Genomic DNA, 18148 nt, shown 5'->3' with positions numbered 1-18148 from the left:
GCGTCAGCCCATCATATTGATGATGGGTGCGATCTCGACATTGCAGTTCGGCATGGCCAGCATCGGGCAGCCCTTGGCCTTCTCGGCGGCATCGTCGATATCCCTGGCCTCGATGATCGAGTAGCCGCCGGTCGGGTTGCTGCCACCGTTGTTTTCTATCTTGCCACCGGGCATTACCGTCTTCGACATGCCGACCGGATTGCCTGGGTCGACAACAGCCGAACCGAGTTTTCCAAACCAGCCTGTCCAGGCGTCGGTCATCGCCTTTCGCTCGGCGTCGCTCGTCGGCATCTTGCCGGAGCCGTGATAGACGTAGAGAAACTTCGCCATGTTCTCCTCTCTTGATGAGCGGCATCGAACCGGCATGCGGTCATGCCGCCTGCCGATCATCGGACCAAACCGGCGAACAAGCAATTGGAATGAGCAATGTCTAATATTAGGCGCGGTTGGCCTCCTGCCGCGCCTCACCGCGCCATGGCATGGTATTCGTGGTTCGGCCGCATGTCGATTGCGGCGGCCACCCGGTTCGACATGTTGAAGAACGCCGCCGTCGAGGCGATGTCCCAGATGTCGCGATCGGTGAAGCCGGCCTGGCGCAACGCAACCCGATCGGCCTCGACGATCCTTGCCGGCTCCTCGGTCAGCTTGACGGCGAATTCAAGCATGGCGGCCTGCCTCGGCGACAACGCGGCGGCGCGGAAATTCATGACCATCATTTCGCCCAGCGCCGGGTCGCCGGACAGCTGGCGCACCGCCGCGCCATGCGCGGTCAGACAATAATAGCAATGGTTGATCGAGGAGACGGCGACCGCGATCATCTCGCGCTCAAGCTTCGACAGGCCCGACTCGCCCAGCATCAAATCGTTGTACATGTCGGTGAAGGCGCGCAGCTTCTTGTCATCGAAGGCATAGGCCTTGAGCACGTTGGGAACCAGGCCGAGCTTTTCCTGGCATTTGGCGAAATAGGCTTTCGTCGCCTCGCTCAGCTCTCCTGAAGCCAGATCAAGCGCCGATATTTTGCCGGTCATGAGTCATTTTCTCCTCTTGGATGATGGCTTGCCGCCGAATTCGGATAATTCTTGGCAAGCCGTCAAACCTTTGTCGCCAAACAGCGGTCATCTGCTACGATAGTCGTAAAAGCATTCGACGGGAGGGAATAGCGTCATGGCCAGCGTGAAATCCGCAGCGAAGCCGAAGAAAAAACCAACATCGGCGGCCAAGACCGAGGAAAGGCCAGCCCGGCTCGCCGATTACCTGCTCGCGCGCGCGCCGGCCGAAGACATCGCCGCCTATGACGCGGCCGACCTCGAACGCGCCGCCGACCTCGCAGGCCAGGCGGTTGCCGGCCACAAGAAGGGCGCGTGCGTCGTCGCCGTCGAGGCCGATTCGGGCGTTGTTCGCGAAGGCCGGCCGGTGACGGTCATCACCGTCGTCAACGACAACATGCCGTTCCTGTTCGATTCCATCCTCGGCGAGATCACCGAGACATCAGGCGAACCGACGCTCGTCACCCATCCGGTCATCACCGTTCGCCACGGCAAGCGCGGGGTCGAGGAAATCCTCGGCGACGGCAATTTCGCCAAGGACGATGGCAATCACGACCGGCTGAGCGTCATCCACGTCCATATACCGCGGTTGACGGCGGAGGCGGCAAACGGCTTGACCGAACGGCTGCGCAAGATGCTCGGCCAGGTGCATGCCGCCGTCAACGACTGGCGGCCGATGCTGGCCCGGCTCGACCAGGCGATCTCGGAATTCCGCTATTCGGCGGTGCCGCTCGACAAGAAGAGCGTCGCCGAGGCGATCGCTTTCCTGGAGTGGCTGCGCGACGACAATTTCACCTTCCTAGGCATGCGCGAGTTCAAATACACCGGTGGCGAGGAAAGCGGCAATCTGGAGCGCGCCGACAAGCCCGGCCTCGGCATCCTCAGCGATCCCGACGTGCTGGTGCTGCGGCGCGGCACCGAAGCGGTGACGACGACGCCCGAAATCCGCGCGTTCCTGCATGGGCCGGAGCCGCTGATCGTCACCAAGGCCAATGCCAAGTCGTCCGTGCACCGGCGCATCTATCTCGACTATATCGGCATCAAGACCTACACCGCCAAGGGCGCGCTTTCAGGTGAACTGCGCATCGTCGGCCTGTTCACCTCGACCGCCTACACGCGTTCGGTGATGAAGATCCCGTATCTGCGGTCCAAGGCCGAAACCATCATCGCCAAGTCCGGTTTTGACCGGCACGACCATTCCGGCAAGGCGCTGATCAACGTGCTGGAAAGCTATCCGCGCGACGAATTGTTCCAGGTGCCGGTGCCGATCCTGAGGAAGCATGCCGCAGCCATTCTCGGCCTCATCGAGCGGCCGCGGGTACGGGCGCTGGTGCGCGCCGACCAGTTCGACCGCTTCGTCTCGATTCTCGTCTTCGTGCCGCGCGACCGCTACGACAGCGTCGTGCGCGAGAAGATCGGCGCCTATCTGAAAACCGTGTTCGAAGGCCGGCTGTCGGCCTATTACCCGGCCTTCCCCGAAGGCGGGCTGGCGCGCGTGCATTTCATCATCGGCCGCTCCGGCGGCAAGACGCCGAAGATCGAGCCGGCGACGATCGAGGCGGCGATCCGCGACATCGTACGGACCTGGGAAGACGCGCTTTCGGACGCGGCGGATGCCGATGGCGGCGACCAGGCATTGAAGGCCATCGCCGCGAGGCTGCCGGAAAGCTACCGCGACTCGTTCAGCGCCGCGGTGGCGCTGGTCGACGCCGGACGCATCGCCAAGATCAGTGCCGATAATCCGATCGCCATCGACTATTACCGTCATGCCGAGCAGAAGCCGCAGCAGGCGGCGCTGAAAATCTATCATCATGGCAGCCCGGTGGCGCTGTCGCGGCGGGTGCCGGTGCTTGAAAACATCGGCTTCCGGGTCATCAGCGAGCGCACTTTCGAGGTCGGCGACGAGCAATCCGGGATGGTCTTCATCCACGACATGGAGTTGGAGAACAGCTACGGCAAGCCGATCGATCTCGCCGATGGCGGTGCGCTGTTCGAGGATGCGTTCCTGTCGGTGTGGCGCGGCGACGTCGACAATGACGGCTATAACGGCCTCGCGCAGACCGCCGGCCTGTGGTCCGGCGAAATCACCATCCTGCGTGCCTATGGCCGCTATCTGCAGCAGGTCGGCATTCCGCAAAGCCAGGATTTCATCGCTGCGGCACTGAACCGTTATCCCGAGATCGCGCGCGGCCTGCATGACCTGTTCGTCGCCCGGCTTGGGCCGACGGCCGAGGGCGAAGGCGTGGTGGCGGCAAAGCATCTCAAGGCAAAAATCAAGGATGCGCTGGAGGATGTGCCCAACATCGATGACGACACCATCATCCGTCGCTACCTCAATCTGATCGAAGCCTCGCTGCGCACCAATCATTTCGTTGCCGATACGAAGCAGAAGGGTCAGTCGCTGGCGATCAAGCTCGAATCGCAGGCGGTCGAGGGACTGCCGGCACCACGGCCGTGGCGCGAGATTTTCGTCTACGGCTCAGAGGTCGAAGGCCTGCATTTGCGCTTCGGCCCGGTGGCGCGTGGCGGCCTGCGCTGGTCGGACCGCGCCCAGGACTACCGCACCGAGGTGCTCGGCCTGGTCAAGGCGCAACAGGTCAAGAACGCCGTCATCGTGCCGGTCGGCGCCAAGGGCGGCTTCTTCCCCAAGCGCCTGCCGGCCGGCGGCAGCCGCGACGCGATCTTCGAGGCCGGCACCTCGGCCTACAAGAACTTCGTCTCCAGCCTGCTGTCCATCACCGACAATATCGGGCTGGACGGTGTCATCCCGCCCGCCGGCGTCATCAGGCGCGACCAGGACGATCCCTATTTCGTCGTCGCCGCCGACAAGGGCACGGCGACCTTCTCCGACACCGCCAACGCCATCTCCGAGAAGCATGGCTTCTGGCTCGACGACGCCTTCGCCAGCGGCGGCTCGGCCGGCTATGACCACAAGAAGATGGGCATCACCGCCAAAGGCGCCTGGGAAGCGGTGAAGCGACATTTCCGCGAGATCAACCGCGACATCCAGACCTCGCCCTTCACCGTGGTCGGTGTCGGCGACATGTCGGGCGACGTGTTCGGCAACGGGATGTTGCTGTCGCCGAAGACCAGGCTGATCGCCGCCTTCGACCATCGCGACATCTTCATCGATCCAGATCCGGACATGGCGGCGTCGATGGCGGAGCGCGAGCGCATGTTCGCTCTCGCCCGTTCGAGCTGGCAGGACTACGACAAGTCGAAGCTGTCGGAAGGCGGCGTCATCGTCTTGCGCAGCCAGAAGTCGATCACACTGCCGGCGGCGGCGGCGGCGGCGATCGGCCTCGGCAAGACCACTGCAACGCCCGTCGAGATCATGACCGCCATCCTCAAGGCGCCGGTCGACCTTCTGTGGTTCGGCGGTATCGGCACTTATCTGAGGGCGTCCGCCGAAACCAATGCCGAGGTCGGAGACCGCGCCAATGACGCCATCCGCATCACCGCGCTCGACGTGCGTGCCAAGGTGATCGGCGAGGGCGCCAATCTCGGCGTCACGCAGCGGGCGCGCATCGAGTTCGGCATGAATGGCGGCCGCTGCAATTCCGACGCCATCGACAATTCGGGCGGCGTCAACTGCTCCGACGTCGAGGTCAACATCAAGATCGCGCTGGCATCGGCGATGCGCAAGGGATCGCTGACGCGCCCGGCCCGCAACAAACTGCTGGCCGAGATGACCGCCGAGGTCGGCGCTCTGGTGCTGTCCAACAACTACCAGCAGACGCTGGCGCTTTCGATCGCCCGCAAGCGCGGCCTTGCCGACATCGCGCACCAGGCCCGCTTCATGTCGGCCCTCGAAGCGCGCGGCCTGCTCGACCGCGTCGTCGAAACACTGCCGTCGCCGGCGGCGCTTGCCGAGCGCGAGGCGCGCGGCGAGCCACTGACCAGGGCTGAACTCGGCGTGCTGCTCGCCTATGCCAAGATCGTGCTGTTTTCCGATATCGTCGCCAGCGATGTGCCTGATGACGCGCATTTCGACCGCGACCTGATGGGCTATTTCCCCGACCGGATGGCGAAGAAATACGGCTCGGAAATCCATGGCCACAGGCTGCGCCGCGAGATCATCGCCCGCGTCGTCGCCAACGACCTGGTCAATCGCGGCGGCCCGTCCTTCGTCAACCGGCTGCAGGAAGCCACCGGGCGCGCGGCCGCCGATGTGGTGCGCACCTTCGCCGTGGTGCGTGACGGCTTTGCCCTGCCGGAGCTCTATCGCGAGATCGACGCGCTCGACAACCAGATCGACGGCCAGGTGCAGCTCGATCTCTACCAGATGGTGAGCCGGCTGATCTACGTGACCAGCGGCTGGTATCTCAAGAACGATACCGGCACGGCGCCGCTCAGCCAGCGCATCGCCGAACTGCAGGAAGCGCGAAAGGCGCTGGAGCCGAAGCTCGTTCCGCTGCTGCCGGCCTTTTCGCGCGAGCGGATCGAGGAGAAGCGGCACGGGCTGTTCAAGGCTGGTGCGCCGGAAAAGCTGGCCGAACAGCTGGCGCTGAGCGAGGTGGCGGAGCTGATCCCCGACATCGCGCTGACGGCGCGCACGGCCGGCGCCGACATCGTCGCCGCGGCAAGGGCGTTCTTTGCGGTGAGCGATGCCTTCCGTATTCCGCGGGTCGAGGACGCCGCGCGCTCGATCACGCCTTCGGACTATTATGACCAACTCGCCCTATCGCGCGCCACCGACACGATCGGCGCTGCACGGCGCGGCATCGCGGTCGCGGCACTCACCAGTCATGCCAAGGCGGCCGACCCCGTGACGGCCTGGCTGGAGGCTGGCGGCGAACGCGTCGCACGCATCCGCGAGCGGCTGCAGGCGTTGACCGAAGGCGGTGACATCACCGTGTCGCGGCTGTCGGTGGCATCGGGGCTGATGAGCGACCTGACGGGGATGTGAGTGCGATTTTGAGGGTTGGCGCTCTCGCCGATCCGGCCGCTGATGGAACGAATTGAGGATCGCCGCACGCATCAGCTGATGTGTGCGGCGCTTTTTCCAGCGCTATCCGCGCGTGGCGTTCAGCATGCTCACCAGGAGTATTTGAGCGTGCTGACGACCTTCAGCCGGTCGCCGTAAAATTCGGTCCCGTAATAGCTGGTTGTCACATATTTCCGGTCGAACAGGTTGGTTGCGTTCACGGCTAACGTCACGTCCTTCGTCACCTTGTAGTCTATGGCGGCGTCAACGACCGCGTAGCCGCCAACCGAAACCGTGTTCGCGTCATCGCCATAGGTCTGTCCAATATAGCGCAGCCCGCCGCCAATGGTCAGGTCGCCACGCCGTCCTTCCCCGCGAAGCGTATAGTCGAGCCAGGCCGATGCCAGATGGCGAGGAACGCGCTGCGGCCGGTTGCCGATGTTCCCGCCAATGCCGTTCTCCAGGATTTCGGCATCCCAGTAGGAATAGGCAAGTGTCAAATTGAGGTCGTCCGTGACGGCGGCCTTGCCTTCGAGTTCGATGCCGCGGACGCCGACCTTGCCGATTTGCTGCTGGATCACGGGCGTGACATAGGTCGGCACATTGGTTTGGGTCAGGTCGAAGATCGCGGCCGTGAACAGACCCTCAAAGCCGTCGGGCTTGTACTTGATGCCCGCCTCATACTGCTTGCCCTCCTGAGGCTTCAGCGAACCCGAGACCGCGTATCCGTTGGCGCTTGGGGCCACGAGCGGCTGGAAACTTTCCGAATAGTTGGCGTAGACCGCGAGATTCGGCGTGAACTTGTAGGTCAGGCCGGCACGCTTGGTGAAGGCGGATGCCGTATCGTCGTCCTGCGTTCCCGAGTCGAGATAGTCGGCGATCGTATGGACACGGTCCCAGCGCCCGCCGAGGGTGACGATCCAGCGGTCGTCAAAGGTCAATTGCTCCTGGGCATAGATGCCCACCGCCTGCTGCTTGACCCGCCAGTTCACGTAGGGGCCAAGATTGATGCAGGACAGACCGCAATAGGTCGGATTGTCGATGTCGATGGGACCGGCGGTGCCGAACAGGATCTTTTCACGGGTGTTGTCGTCGGCGTAGTCGAGGCCGACGAGCGTCTTGCTGTCGATCCCGTCCCAGCCTGTATCGTATTGCAGCTGATTGTCGGCGGCAAAGCGGTTGGACATGCCGTCGACGGAAAATGACGTGCGGTCCGCGGTGGGATCAAGCGACGCGCCGTAGACCTCGGCATAGTCGAGGCTCAAATGCGTGTAGCGGGCATTGGAGCGGAATGTCAGGTTCTCGTTGAACTCATGCTCGAACTGGTAGCCGAGATCGGCCTGCTCGGTGTTGAAGCGGTTGAAATCCGGCTCGCCCATGAATGTGTTGATGTCGATATTGGCACCGGTCGGAAAGCCGCGTGCGCCTGTGCCGTCTCGCTTGTAGTAGTCGGTCAGGATGGTGAGCGACGTTCCTTCCTCGGGTTTGATGGTCAAGGCAGGCGCGATGTAAAGTCGATCATCGTTGGAATAATCCCATCCCTGATCGCCATCCTTGGCTAGTCCGGTGAGCCGATAGGTCCACACACCATCGGGATCGATCGGCCCGCCAAAATCGACACCCACCTCTTTGGTGCCGTCACCATAAGATGTGTAAATCTCCCCCTGCTTCTGATCCGGCGGCCGCTTGGTGATTGCATTGACCAGTCCGCCAGGGCCGTTCAGACCAAAAAGCGTCGATGTCGATCCCTTCAGAACCTCGACGCGCTGAAGCCCATAGGGTTCGAGCCGGCTGGCGGTGAACCAGGCAGGAATGCGCGCCGCCAAACCATCACGATAGGTACCGAGTGATGTCTGGTCGAAACCGCGGATACGAATATAGTCGTACCGGTCGTCGCTGCCGAATTCGTCGGTGAGGACGCTGGACGTGTAGGCCACCGCCTGCTGAAGGCTTTCCACATGGCGCGCCTCCAGCTCCTTCTGGGTGACAACTGAAACCGAGGCGGGAACATCGACAATTGGGGTGTCGGTCTTGGTGCCGGTCGCGGTGTCCCTGGCGACGATGGTCGGATCAGGCCCGACAACACGATCCGACTTGCCGTCGATGATGATCGTTTGCAATTCGGTCGCATCGCCTGTCGAATTGTCCTGGGCCCAGCCGGTTCCCGCCAAGCCAAACGACACCGTCAGCAGTGCGCTGCTTGTAATCAATAATCTTGCCCGCGTGTGCAAAAATGCTTGCCGACCAACTGTCATCTCTTATCCCCTGTCAGACCAAAATCGAGCGGCTTGACGGACCTCCCTTCCGGTTCCGCTCGAACGCAATTAGTCAAACTGGATAAAAATAGTCAACTTAATAATCAGGAATTCGTGGCGATCCCGTCATTGATGGCCAGGACCTGAAACGCGCCGCATCTGAAGGGCGCCCGTGCTCTCGTCCACGCGGAAATGAAGGTGCCAAAGCGATGAACGGCGGCTCAAGCGCCTGTCCGTTTGCACGGTCATGAAAAACATGCAGACATGGCGCCGGTCGCGGGCGGAGCCGAGGAATCAGCATGGCGGTAGAGACAGTGCAGCGGGCGTCCGGGCGTGGCATCTGGGGGTGGATGTTCTTCGACTGGGCGGCGCAGCCGTTCTTCACGGTCGTCACCACCTTCATCTTCGGCCCCTATTTCGTTTCGCGCATGGCAGGCGATCCCAATACCGGCCAGGCGGTCTGGGGCTATGGCATCGCCGCCGCCGGGCTGGTCATCGCCGTGCTGTCGCCGATCCTCGGCTCGATCGCCGACCAGACCGGGCCGCGCAAGCCGTGGATCGCCTTCTTCGCGGCGATCAAGATCACCAGCCTCACCCTGCTCTGGTTCGCGGCGCCCGGCTCGAACCTGTTCCTGATCGTGGCGCTGTTTTCGCTGGCCTCGGTGGCGGCGGAGTTCTCCACCGTGTTCAACGATTCGATGATGCCGCGGCTGGTGCCGAAGAGCGAGATAGGCCGTATCTCCAACATGGCCTGGGGCCTTGGCTATCTCGGCGGCATGATCGCGCTGATCTTCGTCGTCACTTGCCTCGCCGGCTCGCCGGAGACCGGCAAGACCATCATCGGCATCACCCCGCTGTTCGGGCTCGATCCGCAGTTGGGCGAGGATGCGCGCGCCACCGGGCCGCTGTCGGCCGGCTGGTACTTCCTGTTCATCCTGCCGATGTTCTTCTTCACCCCGGACGCCATCAAGGGCATTCCGATCGGGCCGGCGGTGCGGGAAGGCCTGTCGGAACTGAAATCCACACTGGCCGAGGTGCGCAAGCGCGGCGGCATCTTCCGCTTCCTCGTCGCCCGCATGATCTACCAGGATGGCGTCAACGCCCTGCTGGCGCTCGGCGGCACCTTCGCGGCGGGCATGTTCCACTGGTCGATCACCGAGATCGGCATGTTCGGCATCATCCTCAATGTCGTCGCCATCTTCGGCTGCTGGATCGCCGCCCGCCTCGACACCGCGCTCGGCTCCAAGGCGGTGGTGATGATTTCGCTGGTCATGCTGTCCGTCGCCACCGTCGGCGTCGTCTCGACCGGCCCAGGCTTCACGCTGCTCGGCCTGATCCAGCTTTCGACCACCGATTCAGGCGGGCTGTTCGGCACGGCGGCCGAGAAGGCCTACATCCTGTACGGCCTGCTGATCGGCCTGGCTTTCGGCCCCGTGCAGGCGTCGTCGCGCTCCTACATGGCGCGCAGCGTCACGGCGGCGGAATCCGGCCGCTATTTCGGAATCTATGCGCTGGCCGGCCGCGCGACCAGCTTCCTGGCGCCGTTCATGGTGGCAACCATCACCGCGACCAGCGGCTCGGCACGGCTCGGCATGGCGGCGATTATTCTGTTCCTAGGCATCGGCATGGCGATTTTGGTCAGGACGCCATATCCGGCGGACCGGCCGGTGGAGTAGCGTTTCTGCCTTCTCCCACAACGGGAGAAGGCAAGAGATGCTCAGTGCCGGAAATGCCTGACGCCCGTAAACACCATGGCGATGCCATGCTCGTCGGCCGCAGCGATGACGTCCTTGTCGTTCATCGAACCGCCGGGCTGGATCACGGCGGTGGCGCCGGCCGCGACGGCGGCTAGCAGGCCGTCGGCGAAGGGGAAGAAGGCGTCGGAGGCAACCACCGAGCCCTTGGTCAGTGGCTCCGCCATGCCGGCCGCTTCCGCCGCGTCGAGCGCCTTGCGGGCGGCGATGCGTGAGGAATCGACCCGGCTCATCTGGCCGGCGCCGATGCCGACGGTGGCGCCGTCCCTTGCGTAGACGATGGCGTTCGACTTGACGTGCTTGGCGACGCGGAAAGCGAATTTGAGATCGGCCATCTCCTGCGGCGTCGGCGCGCGCTTGGTCACCACCTTCAGTTCGAGGTCGTCGATGACGGCGTTGTCGCGGCCTTGGACAAGCAGCCCGCCGGCAACCGACTTGACCGTCGTGCCTGGCGAACGCGGATCCGGCAGGCCGCCGGCGATCAGCAGACGCAGGTTCTTCTTCGCCGCGACGATTGCCGCCGCCTCGTCGGTCGCGTCGGGCGCGATGATGACCTCGGTGAAGGTTTTCACGATGTCCTCCGCCGCGTCGGCGTCGAGGGTGCGGTTCACTGCGACGATGCCGCCGAAGGCCGAGACCGGGTCGCAGGCGAGCGCCTTGGCATAGGCTGCTTTAAGCGAGGTGCCCTCGGCGACGCCGCAGGGGTTGGCGTGTTTGATGATGGCGACGGCGGCCGAGCGGGCAGGATCGAACTCGCCGGCCAGTTCGAAGGCGGCGTCGGTGTCGTTGATGTTGTTGTAGGACAGCTGCTTGCCCTGCAGTTGCCGTGCTGTCGCGACGCCCGGGCGCTTGTCGCCATTGACGTAGAAGCCGGCGCCCTGGTGCGGGTTTTCTCCGTAGCGCATCACCTCGGTCAGCCTGCCGCCGAAGGCGCGCCAGGTCGGATGCTCGATCTCCAGCGCCTCGGCGAACCAGCCGGAAATCGCCGCGTCGTAGCTCGCGGTGCGGGCGAAGGCCTTTGCGGCCAGCTTCTTGCGGAAGTCCAGCGACAGCGAGCCGATGTTCATCTCCAGCGCGTTCAGCACCGAGGCGTAGTCGCTCGGGTCGGTGACGATGGCGACATAGGCGTGGTTCTTGGCCGAGGCGCGGATCATCGCCGGGCCGCCAATGTCGATGTTTTCGACGATCGCGGCATAGTCGGCGCCGGAGCGGCGGACTTCCTCGAACGGATAGAGGTTGGAGACGAGCAGATCGATCGGTTCGATGCGGTGTTTCCGCATCGCCGCCGCATGCTCAGGGTCGTCACGCACGCCAAGTAGCGCGCCGTGCACGGACGGATGCAGCGTCTTGACGCGGCCATCCATGATCTCGGGAAAGTCGGTGAGCTCGGAGACGTCGCGCACCGGCAGGCCAGCCTCGGCGATCGCCTTGGCTGTGCCGCCGGTCGAGACCAGTTCGACGCCGGCGGCGGCCAAGCCCTTGGCGAAGTCGATGAGGCCGGTCTTGTCGAAAACGGAGAGCAAGGCACGGCGGACGGGAACTAGGTCCGGTGCGGGAATGTTCTTGGCGGCGACGGCCATGGCTGGCGGCCTTTCACGGCTGGAGGGGCAAGCCCGCGCCGTAGCACATGACATCGGGAAATCAAACCGGAAGCGCCGCCGCGGCCGATACGATCAGTTGTTTTCCGGATAGCCCGCGACTTTGGTGCGTGTCAGTTGCCAATGGACCTCCGACACATCCGAGGCCTTGAAGGCCAGCACGATCTGCCGGCTGCGGCGTGGGCCGCCGAGACCGGCGAAATAGATCGATTCCTCCACCTCGGGCACCACTTCATTCGCCGTGAACACCCAGCTGTCGGCCTGGTCGGCGGTCAGCACCAGGCGGTCGTGTTCATCCTGCAAAAGATCGATGTCAGGGTGAAGGTGGAAGCGCACGGTGATGAAGTCCCGGCCATTGTTGCGGATCGCGGCATTGCCGGGGCGCAGGAAGCGGTCCCTGCCGGCCAGCACGTTGCCGTTCGTCGACAGTTTCAGTTCGCGCTCATGCAGGAAGCCGAAGCGCGGGACATAGCCATCATGGCGGGCGATGAAGCCGTGAACGCCCTTCTGGTCGATGCGTTTGCACTGAACATGCTGCGGGCCGCCGATCAGCGGCGAGCCAAGCAGGTCGTTGACCCGTATCGAATGGCTGAAGCGTGCCGAGGACGTGTCGTTGATGGTGGCGGTCGAGTGCGCGGCGGTGGCGCGGGCGAGGGGCCGGAATTCGGCGGCGCCATAGGTGTCGATGCCGGCGTTGACGATATAGTGCTGGCGGCCGGACGACAGTTCGAAGGCGAGGCAGCCGGCATGCGCGGCGTTGGAAACGTCGATCGGCGGCGGCAGGCCGGTGTCGGCAATGACGGTGACCCCACCCATCGACAGCCGCTCATAACCCGAATGCGGCGCGTGCAGCAGCGGCGCGCCGGCGGTGTCGTCATGGCGCAATATGGTGGCGATGCGGTCATGGATGGTGGCGCCCATGCCGTTGAAGCGGGCGAGGCTGCCGTCCTGATGGCGGAAGAAGCGCAGCGCCGGCAACATGCGGTCGATGGCACCGATCAGCGCCTGCGGCGGGGTTTCCGCCTGGTTGGCATAGGTCTGTCGCAGCGGCAAAAGGTCGGCGAGGATTTCCAGCACCGCCATCGGATTGCGTGAGATATGGCCGCCATCGGCAAGGATCTGACGGTTGAGTTCCTCGGCGAGATTGCGGGTGGCGCCGCGTAGCGCCGAAGCCGGCGCCGGCAGGGAGAGCGCGGCGAAGGCCAGCGCGATGCGGGCGCGCAGCCTGTCCTTGCCGTCGGGCATTTCGCGCGCCATCGACCTGAGGTAGCGGATCTGGACGGCCAGTGACTTCAGGAAGGCGCGATAGAAAGGGAATTCGGCGCCCTGCAGCACCACCGAGGAATGCTGCAGCCAGGCAATGATGCGCTTTGCCGTCGTCCCGGGTTCCCAGGCGATACCGGCAATGTTGTTTCCGTGCATGGTGATCCAGTCGGACACAAGCGCGCGGGCGTTGGCGGCGGCAAGTTCGGTGCCGGCGGCGCGCATGTGGCGCAGCCAGCGAAAACCATGCAGCGTCTTCTGCCAGCCACGATTGGGGACGTTGATCTGGAACGGCGACTTGCCACCGGTTTCGACCAGATGTCCTGACAAGGGATAGCGGCCGTAATAGATCTCGAGCGCGATCTGCGGGTCGGCGAGGCGCAGGTCCGGTGGCGCGATCAGCACGCGTTCGGGCGTACGGCCGGAATAGCGCCAGCGATAGATCGGACCGGCACGCAGGCGCCGGCGCGTCTTGCGCCAGAACTCCTTCGCGACCAGCGTCCACAGACGCGTCGTGTTGCTGGCAGCCAGTGCCAAAAGCCCTCCTGGTCGTCCTCTACCCCGGCGCGGAGTTTACATGATTGAACGAGTCGTGCGAAGGCGAATTCCTGGGAATGGGTCCGATGCCCCATACCCTCCCTAAAAAAGTCAGCAAATTCTGCCGGTTAAGTCAAATGGCGCCGCACCGGCCGGTCGGATGCGACGCGATTTGTTTTTGCTCTATACAGGTCGTTATCCCCAAAACCGCTACACACTTTTGGGCGACATGCATTAGCCGGCTCGCCGCATGCGCGCCGCGAAGAAGCCGTCCAGGCCCGAGCGTTGCGGTGCACCGAGGTCAAGATCGGCGGGCGTGGTGCGCAGCGTGCCTTGCGCCGTGAGGAACGAATCGATGCCGGCAACCTCGCCTTGTCTCAACGGATCATCGATGACATCAGGCGTCCCTTCGAGGAAAGCGCGATAAAGATCCTCGCCTTCGCGAGGGTCGAGCGAACAGTTGGAAAAGACGATCCGGCCGCCGGGCTTGACCAGCGTGACGGCGCGGGCAAGCAATCGCCTTTGCAGGTCGGCGAGTTTTTCGACATCGGCCGCCGTCTTGGTCCATGGCACATCGGGATGCCGGCGTACCGTGCCGGTCGACGAGCACGGCGCGTCGAGAAGCACGGCGTCGAACAGCTCTTCCGGCTGGTATTTGAGGAGGTCGGCGTGGACGATGTCGGCCGACAAGCCGAGACGGCCGAGATTCTGCGCCAGCCGTGCCAGCCGGTTCTTCGAGGTGTCGACGGCGGTAACCCTGGCACCGGCGAGAATGAGCTGCGCGGTCTTGCCGCCGGGCGCGGCGCAGAGATCGGCGATGCGCATTCCGCCGACATCGCCGAACAGCCGTGCCGGCAAGCTGGCCGCCGCATCCTGAACCCACCAGGCACCTTCCGCGAAGCCGGGCAATTCGGTGACGGCCCCGACAAGGTTTTCCACGCGCACCGTGCCGGTCGGCAGCACGATGCCGCCGAGCTTTTCGGCCCAGAGCTCGGGATCGGCCTTGACCGAAAAGTCCACCGGCACTTCGTAACGGTGCGCGGCGAGGATTTGCCTGGCTTTATCCTCGCCATAGGCCGTCTTCAGCCGGTCGGAAAACCATTTTGGCGCTTCGTCGGTGGCGGCAAGGGCGGCCGGCAATTCGGTTTCCTTGGCCCGCGCCAGCGTGCGCAGCACGCCGTTGACGAGACCTGAAAAACGCTGGGTGCGGGGATCGGACTTGGCGTGCGTCACCGCGAGGTCTACGGCGGCGCTGTCGGGAATGTCTAGGAACAGGATCTGTGCGGCCGCCACATGCAGTATGTGCGACAAAGCGGTGGCGTTGGGCGGCAGCGGCTTTTCCAGACGCCGCGCCAAAAGCCCGGTGATGGTCATGCGGAAGCGCAGCGCGGTGACCAGGATGGCGCGCACCAGGCCACGGTCACGCAAATCGAGCGCCTTGTATTGCGGGTGGCCGTTCTCGTGGTCGGTCAGGCCGTCGAGCGGCGTCCTTGCATCGATGACGGCGGCAAGCAGGCGTGCCGCCGCCTTGCGCGCGGCGAGGCCGGCAACGAATTCGTGTTCCTGATCGCCCGAGGCTGGACGTCTTGGTGCCGCCACGCTCACGACCACCGGCCCTTGGGCCCGGTCGGGTTGCGACCCCACGGATTGGATTTGGGTTCGGCCGGCTGATCGGGTGGCGAGGCCTCGCCCCACGGGCCCGAGGGCCGCTGCTCCTCGTCCGTCTGCTGGAGCGTCGTGTTCCGAGTGGGGGCGGGCCTGACGTCACCCTCACCCATCTGCCGTGCCATCTCCTGCAAGGCGGCAATGCGGTTGTCGGTGCTCGGGTGGGTGGAGAAGAGGCTGTCCATGCGCTCGCCGTGCAAGGGATTGATGATGAAGAGATGCGCCATTGCGGGATTGCGCTCGGCATCAGGGTTGGGAATGCGTTCTGCCCCGCGTGCGATCTTGTCAAGGGCGGATGCCAGCCAAAGGGGGTGTCCACAGATTTCGGCGCCGCGCCGGTCGGCCTCGTATTCGCGGGTGCGGCTGACCGCCATCTGCACGATCATGGCGGCAAAAGGCGCCACGATCATCGCCGCCAGCACGCCGACAAAGCCGAACGGGCTGTTGTTGTTACGGTTGCCGCCCAGGAAAAAGGCGAAATTACCGAGCATCGAAATAGCGCCGGCAAAGGTAGCGACGATGGTCATGGTCAGCGTATCGCGGTGCTGGACGTGGGCGAGCTCGTGCGCCATCACGGCCGCGACCTCTTCATGTGTCAGCCGCTGCAGCAGGCCGGTGGAGGCGGCGACCGCCGCGTTCTGCGGGTTGCGGCCGGTGGCGAAGGCATTCGGCTGCGGGTTGTCGATCAGATAGGTCCTGGGCATCGGCAGGCCGGCCTGCTTGGCCAGCGCCTGGACGATGGCGTAGTATTCCGGCGCATTCTTCTCGTCGACCTCGACGGCGCGGTTCATCGACAGCACCATCTTGTCGGCGTTCCAGTAGCTGAACAGGTTGGTGCCGGCGGCGATCACCAGCGCGATCATCATGCCGCCCGAACCGCCGATCAGGAAGCCAACGCCCATGAACAGCGCCGTCATCGCGGCCAGAAGCATGGCGGTGCGCAATGTGTTCATCGTCTGCTCCTGTCCAGATCGCGGTGAAAGGGGGTCGATCGTCTCGGGTTCATGGCTATATGATGGGAAACGCTCGCCCCTGTTTCAATCTTCGGGGAACATCGCATGACCGACGAACTCAATAAAACGCCTGCCGAAACTGATGGCGACACCTCGCCGAAGGAGCTTCCGCCCGCCGCCCGCCGCGCGCTGGCCGAGGCGGACGCACGGCGGACCGAGTATAGCAAGTCGGAGGCCGCCCTGCCGAAAGAGATCGGCGGGCGCGGCGGCAAGGAACCCGGCCGCTATGGCGACTGGGAGGTCAAAGGCCTGACCACCGACTTTTAGGGTGCGTCGATGGAAGCCACCATTTTCTGCTCGGCCTGACCTGAACCTCGGTACCCTGGCCAGTGCTGCTCAGGCGGCGTTGCGCTGTGGCTCGATCGCTAGCCAGCCGCGCTCGTCGAGGGTGATGCCGACATTTTCATAGCCGGCAATCGCAACATGCGGCGTTTGCATCGGGTGCGCGTGGGTTGCGTTGATGACCATGACCGATGCCTGCGCCGCCTCGGCCGCGGCGATACCGGCCGGAGCGTCCTCGAACACCAGGCAGTCGCGCGCGTCGAAGCCCAGGCGTGTTGCGCCAAGCTGAAAACAGTCGGGCGCGGGCTTGCCACGGGAAACGTCTTCCGCGGCGACGATGACCGCAGGGACAGGAATGCCTGCGGCCTTCATGCGTGCAAGCGCCAACGAACGTGGCGCCGAGGTGACGATCGCCCAGCTTTCGCCTGGCAGCGCCTCGAGAAACGCGACGGCGCCGGGGATCGGGAGAATGCCATCCAGATCGGCGGCCTCGGCCTTCAACAGCAAGTCAGCCTCATGCGCCGGGTCGACGCCTGGAAGCGCGAGGTTGGTGATGGTTTCGATCGCTCGTACGCCGTGGATCGTCGGCAGGAAGGCGGCGACGTCCAGGCCGTGGCGGCGCGCCCAATCGCTCCACACCCGCTCCGCCGAGGCGATGGAATTGATGAGGGTGCCGTCCATATCGAAAAGGAAGGCGGCGAATTTTCTGCCAACAAACATGATTTTCCTTGGAATCCGGGGAGCGTGTCGAGGGAGGGTGCAACCGTAACGTCAAGGCGCGGACATGGAAAGGCGCAGGGCGTATTTTGCGGCGATACAGGGAACCACCGCCACCTTGCGACGTTTGACCGGACCACCCCAATCCCATGAACCAAGGGACGCCGCCAATGCTGATCCGCCTCGGCTACGAAATCGCCATTGAATGTACCGAGGCCACTCCGGTGATCTCGCTGCTCGAGATCCACAAGGACAGGCAGGCCGATATCAAGCGCCAGACTCGTGTTCTCACATCGCCTTCGGTGCCGACCAAGCTCTACCATGACCTGCACGGCAATGGCTGCCGCCGCTTCACCGCGCCTGCCGGTACCTTTCGCATCCTCTACGACGCTGTCGTCGAGGACAGCGGCGAGACGGACGAGGTCAATACGCTGGCCAGGGAAATGCCGGTGGCGGAATTGCCGGACGAGGTGCTCGGCTATCTCCTCGGCAGCCGCTACTGCGAGACGGATCATCTCAGCAGTCTCGCCTGGCAGCTGTTCGGCCATCTTCCGTCCGGCTGGGCGCGGGTGCAGGCAATCGTCGATTACGTCCACAACCGGCTGTCGTTCGGCTACGGCTATGCCCGTTCGACCCGCACGGCGGCACAGGCGCATGAAGAAAGGGTCGGCGTCTGCCGGGACTTCGCCCATCTGGCGATCACGCTGTGCCGCTGCATGAACATCCCGGCTCGCTATGTGAACGGCTATCTCGGCGACATCGGCGTGCCGGCAGATCCGGCGCCGATGGACTTCTCCGCCTGGATGGAGGTGTTCCTCGACGGCAAGTGGTACACGTTCGATCCACGCCACAACACGCCCAGAATAGGCCGTGTCGTCATCGCGCGCGGCCGCGACGCCACCGACGTGCCCCTTCTGCACAGTTTCGGCCCGCATAGGCTCGCCCTGTTCAAGGTGTGGACCTATGAACAGGAAGGCCGGGTGTTCAATCCGCCCCATCACGGCATCGACAGGACGGTCAGTGCACAGATGCTGGCTTGATGCATGTCGCCCAAAAGCGATCTCGGTTTCGGGGGAACGACATGCATAAGA

12 protein-coding genes are annotated in these 18148 nt (G+C 64.1%); 4 read left to right on the top strand and 8 right to left on the bottom strand.

Annotated elements, in window-relative coordinates; all coding sequences use genetic code 11:
* Positions 1-3: 3 nt before the first annotated feature.
* Positions 4-330, bottom strand: coding sequence for a YciI family protein (locus tag A3AU_RS0112315; RefSeq protein ID WP_027053099.1), 327 nt, complete (start codon positions 328-330; stop codon positions 4-6).
* A gap of 134 nt (positions 331-464) precedes the next feature.
* A complete protein-coding gene (locus A3AU_RS0112310; protein ID WP_027053098.1) occupies positions 465-1028 on the bottom strand; it encodes a peroxidase-related enzyme in 564 nt (187 codons plus the stop codon).
* A gap of 136 nt (positions 1029-1164) precedes the next feature.
* Between A3AU_RS0112310 and A3AU_RS0112305 the strand changes: the two genes are divergently transcribed.
* A complete protein-coding gene (locus tag A3AU_RS0112305) occupies positions 1165-5955 on the top strand; it encodes an NAD-glutamate dehydrogenase (protein WP_027053097.1) in 4791 nt (1596 codons plus the stop codon).
* Positions 5956-6083: 128 nt separating this feature from the next.
* Here the strand turns inward: A3AU_RS0112305 and A3AU_RS0112300 are convergent, their stop codons facing one another.
* Entirely contained in the window at positions 6084-8228 is a 2145-nt protein-coding gene (locus A3AU_RS0112300; RefSeq protein ID WP_027053096.1) for a TonB-dependent siderophore receptor, read from the bottom strand.
* Between the two features lie 299 nt (positions 8229-8527).
* On the opposite strand from A3AU_RS0112300, the gene A3AU_RS0112295 reads away from it, so the two are divergent.
* Positions 8528-9904, top strand: coding sequence for an MFS transporter (locus tag A3AU_RS0112295; RefSeq protein ID WP_027053095.1), 1377 nt, complete (start codon positions 8528-8530; stop codon positions 9902-9904).
* Positions 9905-9945: 41 nt separating this feature from the next.
* Here A3AU_RS0112295 and purH read toward each other — a convergent pair whose 3' ends face one another.
* The 4 genes from purH to htpX form a co-directional block, all read right to left on the bottom strand.
* A complete protein-coding gene (gene purH / locus A3AU_RS0112290) occupies positions 9946-11562 on the bottom strand; it encodes a bifunctional phosphoribosylaminoimidazolecarboxamide formyltransferase/IMP cyclohydrolase (protein WP_027053094.1) in 1617 nt (538 codons plus the stop codon).
* Positions 11563-11655: 93 nt separating this feature from the next.
* On the bottom strand, positions 11656-13380 hold the full coding sequence (locus A3AU_RS0112285) for a heparinase II/III family protein (protein WP_027053093.1): 1725 nt from the start codon (positions 13378-13380) through the stop codon (positions 11656-11658).
* Positions 13381-13614: 234 nt separating this feature from the next.
* Complete coding sequence (locus tag A3AU_RS0112280; protein ID WP_027053092.1) at positions 13615-14991, bottom strand: RsmB/NOP family class I SAM-dependent RNA methyltransferase; 1377 nt, start codon at positions 14989-14991, stop codon at positions 13615-13617.
* Entirely contained in the window at positions 14982-15998 is a 1017-nt protein-coding gene (htpX, locus tag A3AU_RS0112275; protein ID WP_027053091.1) for a zinc metalloprotease HtpX, read from the bottom strand. Before htpX ends, A3AU_RS0112280 begins: the two co-directional genes overlap by 10 nt.
* Positions 15999-16103: 105 nt before the next feature.
* Here htpX and A3AU_RS0112270 point away from each other — a divergent pair, with 105 nt between their 5' ends.
* Positions 16104-16325 carry a DUF1674 domain-containing protein gene (locus A3AU_RS0112270; RefSeq protein WP_027053090.1) on the top strand — a complete coding sequence of 74 codons (222 nt, stop codon included), beginning with the start codon at positions 16104-16106 and terminating at the stop codon, positions 16323-16325.
* Between the two features lie 69 nt (positions 16326-16394).
* Here A3AU_RS0112270 and A3AU_RS0112265 read toward each other — a convergent pair whose 3' ends face one another.
* Positions 16395-17060 carry an HAD-IA family hydrolase gene (locus tag A3AU_RS0112265; protein WP_027053089.1) on the bottom strand — a complete coding sequence of 222 codons (666 nt, stop codon included), beginning with the start codon at positions 17058-17060 and terminating at the stop codon, positions 16395-16397.
* 167 nt (positions 17061-17227) lie between these two features.
* Here A3AU_RS0112265 and A3AU_RS0112260 point away from each other — a divergent pair, with 167 nt between their 5' ends.
* On the top strand, positions 17228-18097 hold the full coding sequence (locus tag A3AU_RS0112260) for a transglutaminase-like domain-containing protein (RefSeq protein ID WP_027053088.1): 870 nt from the start codon (positions 17228-17230) through the stop codon (positions 18095-18097).
* Positions 18098-18148: the final 51 nt, after the last annotated feature.

The organism is Mesorhizobium erdmanii USDA 3471 (assembly GCF_000472705.1).
GTDB lineage: Bacteria > Pseudomonadota > Alphaproteobacteria > Rhizobiales > Rhizobiaceae > Mesorhizobium > Mesorhizobium erdmanii.
Note: the sequence above shows the minus strand (reverse complement) of the source record. Positions and strands in the feature narration are given on the sequence as shown.